The organism is Corallococcus sp. 4LFB (assembly GCF_046520365.1).
Classification (GTDB): Bacteria; Myxococcota; Myxococcia; order Myxococcales; family Myxococcaceae; genus Corallococcus; species Corallococcus caeni.
In genome coordinates, this window is the sequence record NZ_JBKGHJ010000608.1 from 1 (window position 1) to 4393 (window position 4393).

Below are 4393 nucleotides of genomic sequence, written 5' to 3' on the forward strand. Positions count from 1 at the left end.
GCGCCGCGAGCGCCGAGCCCGAGAGGGGCTGGCGACGAACGCGTGGCCCCGTCCGGTGCAGCCGCGCCCGCCGGGAGCAACGCGGGCCGCACGCCGCGTCCGGGGCCTCGCGGGCGGTAGAGGTCCCTGGCTTTCGCTCCGGGGGCGGGCTCGGGTATAGGGTGCGCCGCCTTTCTTCACGCGGCCACACCGCCGGAGCCACACCGCCATGCCCAGGACTTCCCAGGAGCAGTCGCAGGAGCGTCACGCGTTCCTGCTCGACCTCTTCCGCAACCAGCCCGACCTGAGCCGCCAGGAGGCCCTGGACAGCTTCAAGGACCGCTTCGGCGCGACCATCAACCTGCGCACGTTCAACGAGCTGCGCGAGCAGGCGAAGAAGGAGCTGGCCTCGCAGCCCGCCGCTCCGGCCGCCGCCCCCAAGGAGGAGCAGGACGTGGACATGCAGGACGAGCGGTCCGAGGTGACGTCGGAGGACGCGGGGACGCTGCTGAAGGCCGCGGCGGCGCCGGAGCTGCACGCGGGCGCGGCGCCGGCGAAGAAGCCGAAGGCGAAGGGCCCGGGCGCGCGCAACGTGTTCGTGGACGCGTCCGCGGAGCAGCTCCAGTTCCTGGAGCGCGTGGTGCAGCAGCTCCAGGAGGCCGGTGCCGCCAACCTGCGCATCGACCACGCCACCGACCGGTGGATGGTGCTGGTGGTGGACTCCAAGTAGCGGCTTGCCCGTAGCCAGACAGCCCATGTCTGACACCCAGGCCCGCCTCCCTCACATGGGGAGCGCGGGCCTTGTCGTCTCGGGAGGCAACCTCCATGTCTGCCTTCCGTCTTGAAATCCATTCATGAGACAGTGAGCCATGCGGCAGCCACAGCTGGCACACGTTCGGATGAGGCTCAGGACGAGCCTGTGGACGGTCCCTGTCATTGCCTTGCTTGGAGCCATGCTCCTCGCCTGGGCACTGGGGCGGGTGGACTCCCGGATCGGGCAGGACCAGGAGGCGTGGTTCCTTTTTGGCGGCGGCGCGGAGAACGCACGGGAGCTGCTTTCCACGGTGGCCTCGTCCCTGATGACGTTCACCGGGGTGGTGTTCTCCATCACCATCCTGGTGTTGCAGCTGGCCAGCAGCCAGTACTCCTCACGCATCCTCCAGACGTTCCTCGAGGACCGGGTCACGCGCTTCTCCATGGGCGTGTTCATTGGCAGTTTCGTCTACGCCATAAGGCTGTTGCCCGAGCTGCGGGTGGGCACTGACGCAAGGCCGGAGTTCGTCCCCGCGCTGTCCATCTTCGTCGCACAGCTCCTGGTGCTCCTCAGCGTGGTCATCTTCGTCCAATACATCAGCCACATGGCCCACTCCATCCGTGCCGTCCACGTGGTGTTCCGCGTGGCGGACGAGACCCGGAGGGCCTTGCAGGCACATTTCCCGGAGAAGGCCCCCCACGTGGACTCCGGCGGAGTCCCACGGCCGCGGGGCCCTCCGGACACGGTCTTCCCGCATGACCGCCCCCCAGGCGTCGTGGCCACCGTGGAGGAGCGCTCCCTGCTGGAGCTCGCGAGCGCGCATGACGCGGTGATTGAGCTCGTCCCGCGGGTGGGGGACTTCGTGCCGCGAGGCGCACCGCTCTTCAAGGTCTGGGGGGGCGCTGGACTCCAGCTGAAGCAACTGCGTGAGACTGTCGTGGTGGCCAAGGAGCGGACGCCGCACCAGGACATCCCGTTTGGCATCCGCCAGCTGGTGGATGTCGCGGAGCGCGCGCTTTCGCCTGGCGTCAACGATCCAACGACGGCTGTGCAGGCGTTGGACCAGATTCACGACCTGCTGCGCACCCTCGCGGCCCGGCCGTTTCCACGTGAAACGGTATGTGATTCCCAGGGACGGCTTCGCCTCGTCATCCTCCAGCCGAGCTGGGAGGGGCTGGTCCGGCTCGGCCTCGATGAAATCCGCGAAGCCGGAGCCGGCTCGCTTCAGGTGTCGCGGTGCCTGCGCGCGGTGCTGGAGGACCTGCTCACGGTCGCGCCCCCATCCCGGTGCGGCATCCTCCAGGAGCAGCTCGAGCTGCTGACGAAATCCAACGAGCAGCACTTCCAGTCCAGGACCGAGCGACAGCTCGCGGAGACTCCGAGCCAACAGGGGCATGGCGAGACCTGATGCGTTCGCCCATCGCCGCGGCCTGGGCCACCACGGACGAGGAGAGCGCCATGCGCAGGGCCTCGGCCAGGCGTTCGGCGGTGAGCGCCTTTGCGCGGCGGCGGCTCGCGCCTCGGCGTGCGCCCCACCCATGCCGCCAAAGCCCACGTACACGGGAGGCGGTCCTGCCTCGTGGGGTGAGATGACGGGATGACGCGAATCCCTTTCGTCCTCGTCCTCGCGCTGTCGCTGGGCTGTGCCAGCCGCCAGCAGCCCTCCCCCACCGCCGCGCGCGAGTGGGCCACGTCGCTGCACCGCGACCACCCGCTGGTGGGGCGCATCTGGGACGTGGCGGCGGGCCGCTTCGTGGACGAGAGCGCCCTGCGCGCGGCGGTGGTGTCCGCGCGCTTCGTCCTCATTGGCGAACGGCATGACCACCCGGACCACCACCGGCTCCAGGCGGAGCTGGTGCGCGCCAAGACGGACGCGGGCCAGCGCCCCGCGCTCGCCTTCGAGATGCTGGACGTCACCCAGCAGCCCGCCGTGGACGCGGCGCTGAAGGCCCGGCCGGAGGACGTGGAGGGCCTGGCGAAGGCGGTGGACTGGGCGAACAGCGGCTGGCCCGCCTTCAGCCTCTACGAACCCGTGTTCACCGCGGGCCTCCAGGCGCACCTGCCCATCGTCGCCGCCAACCTCCCCCGCGCACAGGTGCGGGAGCTGGTGATGAAGGGACCGGAGGCGCTGCCCTCCGACCTGCGCTCGCGCCTGGGGCTGGAGGCGCCCGTGCCCGAGGCGGAGGCGGAGGCGGTGCGCGAGGAGCTGGACCGCTCGCACTGCGGACAGCTCCCGCGGGAGATGCTGGAGCCCATGGCGCTGGCCCAGCGGGCGCGCGACGCGATGATGGCGGACCGGCTGCTGGAGACCGTGCCCGCGGACGGCGCGGTGCTCATCACCGGCAACGGCCACATCCGCAAGGACCGCGCTGTCCCCGCGCACCTGGAGCGCCGCGCGAAGGACGGCCCGGTGCTGAGCGTGGCGCTGCTGGAGGTGTCGCCGGAGGCGCTGAAGCCCCAGGACTATTCGGCCGCGGTGGGCGCCTCCGCCCTGCCCTACGACTACGTCTGGTTCACGCCCGCGATGCCGGAAGACGACCCGTGCAAGGCGCTGCGCGAACGCAACCCGAAGCCGTAGCTTCCAAAGCCATCCAGCTCCGGGGAGCCAGGCTCAATTCCTCTCGGAGTCTCATGTCTTGGAATTGCCGCGAGGTGACTGTGTCTCCAGGACCTGCGCGCCGGGTGCGGGGGGACCTGTATGCTGGTGTCCATGCTCTGCCCTGCCTGTGCGGAACCGCGCGCGACCGACTCCGGGCCCCTGTGCCCTGAGTGCGGCGCCGCCCTCGTGCCCGCCACCGGGCGGCACCTGGATGACTTCGTGCTGGCGCGGATGCAGCGGCGGCTGGAGCGCTGGCGCTTCGATGGGTTGCTGGACCCGGCCACGGCGGACCGGCTGGAGGCCTCGCTCCTGGCTCCCGCCGAGGCCGTCGTCATGGCTCCGGAGCTGCCCGAGCCTCCGCCGGTCGCGGTCCCGGAGACACCTCCGGCGGACTCCGCGGCTCGCGTGGAGGCCTGGGCGGATGGCGTCGCCCACTCGCTTCGCCGCGCGGGCGGGTGGCGTCCGGGGTGGCTTGCGTCGCTCGCGCACTCCCTGGACGAGACGGCGCGGGCGGAGCGGGAACAGGCGGCACGGCGGCGCGCGGCGTCCCTGGACGCGGGCCCGTCCTCCAGCGAGGAGGAGCTGGGCTCGGCGCTGGGCTCCGGACAGGCGCTGTTCGCCCGGGGGCACCTGGACTCGATGGGGGGCGGCGGACTGGAGGCGGTGCTCGCGCTCGACGAGGGTGACAACCCTCCCCGCCTGCATGAGTACATCTGGTGGTTCCTGGGCGCGGTGCTCGTGCTGGGCGGCTCGCTCATGGGGGTGCGCGAGGCGTGGCGGGCGCTCGGCGGGGTGCCCCGGCAGTTGATCGTCACGGGCGCGCTCCTGGGCTACCACGCGGCCTTCATCGGGCTGGGCACGTTCCTGGCGCGGCGCTCGCGGTCGGCGGGGCGGGTCCTCGCGGCCATTGGCCTTGCCCTGCTGCCGGTGGTGTTCATCGCGCTGTCGGCGCTGGTGGCGCTGGCGCCCGGGCTGGGCGTCCCCACCGCCATTGGCGTCGCCGCTGTCGCGCTCGTTCCGCTGAGGGCCGCCGGGCGGCTGTGGCACGGGACGTCCGCGAC

At 71.7% G+C, this 4393-nt stretch carries 3 protein-coding genes and 1 pseudogene; all 4 read left to right on the top strand.

The genetic code is table 11. The features are described 5' to 3' along the window. Positions 1–208: 208 nt before the first annotated feature. On the top strand, positions 209–709 hold the full coding sequence (locus ACLEQD_RS37930; RefSeq protein ID WP_410390731.1) for a hypothetical protein: 501 nt from the start codon (positions 209–211) through the stop codon (positions 707–709). A gap of 169 nt (positions 710–878) precedes the next feature. Next, a complete protein-coding gene (locus tag ACLEQD_RS37935) occupies positions 879–2141 on the top strand; it encodes a DUF2254 domain-containing protein (protein WP_410390732.1) in 1263 nt (420 codons plus the stop codon). Between the two features lie 189 nt (positions 2142–2330). After that, positions 2331–3311: a ChaN family lipoprotein gene (locus ACLEQD_RS37940; RefSeq protein ID WP_410390733.1), complete on the top strand. Its 981-nt coding sequence runs from the start codon at positions 2331–2333 to the stop codon at positions 3309–3311. Positions 3312–3518: 207 nt separating this feature from the next. Next, positions 3519–4393 (top strand): annotated as a pseudogene (locus ACLEQD_RS37945) (hypothetical protein); the annotation flags it as partial.

What these genes read in the sequence shown, in the direction of transcription:
- ACLEQD_RS37930 (WP_410390731.1), top strand. Translation starts at nt 209, where the DNA reads ATGCCCAGGACTTCCCAGGAGCAGTCGCAGGAGCGTCACGCGTTCCTG.
- ACLEQD_RS37935 (WP_410390732.1), top strand. Translation starts at nt 879, where the DNA reads ATGAGGCTCAGGACGAGCCTGTGGACGGTCCCTGTCATTGCCTTGCTT.
- ACLEQD_RS37940 (WP_410390733.1), top strand. Translation starts at nt 2,331, where the DNA reads ATGACGCGAATCCCTTTCGTCCTCGTCCTCGCGCTGTCGCTGGGCTGT.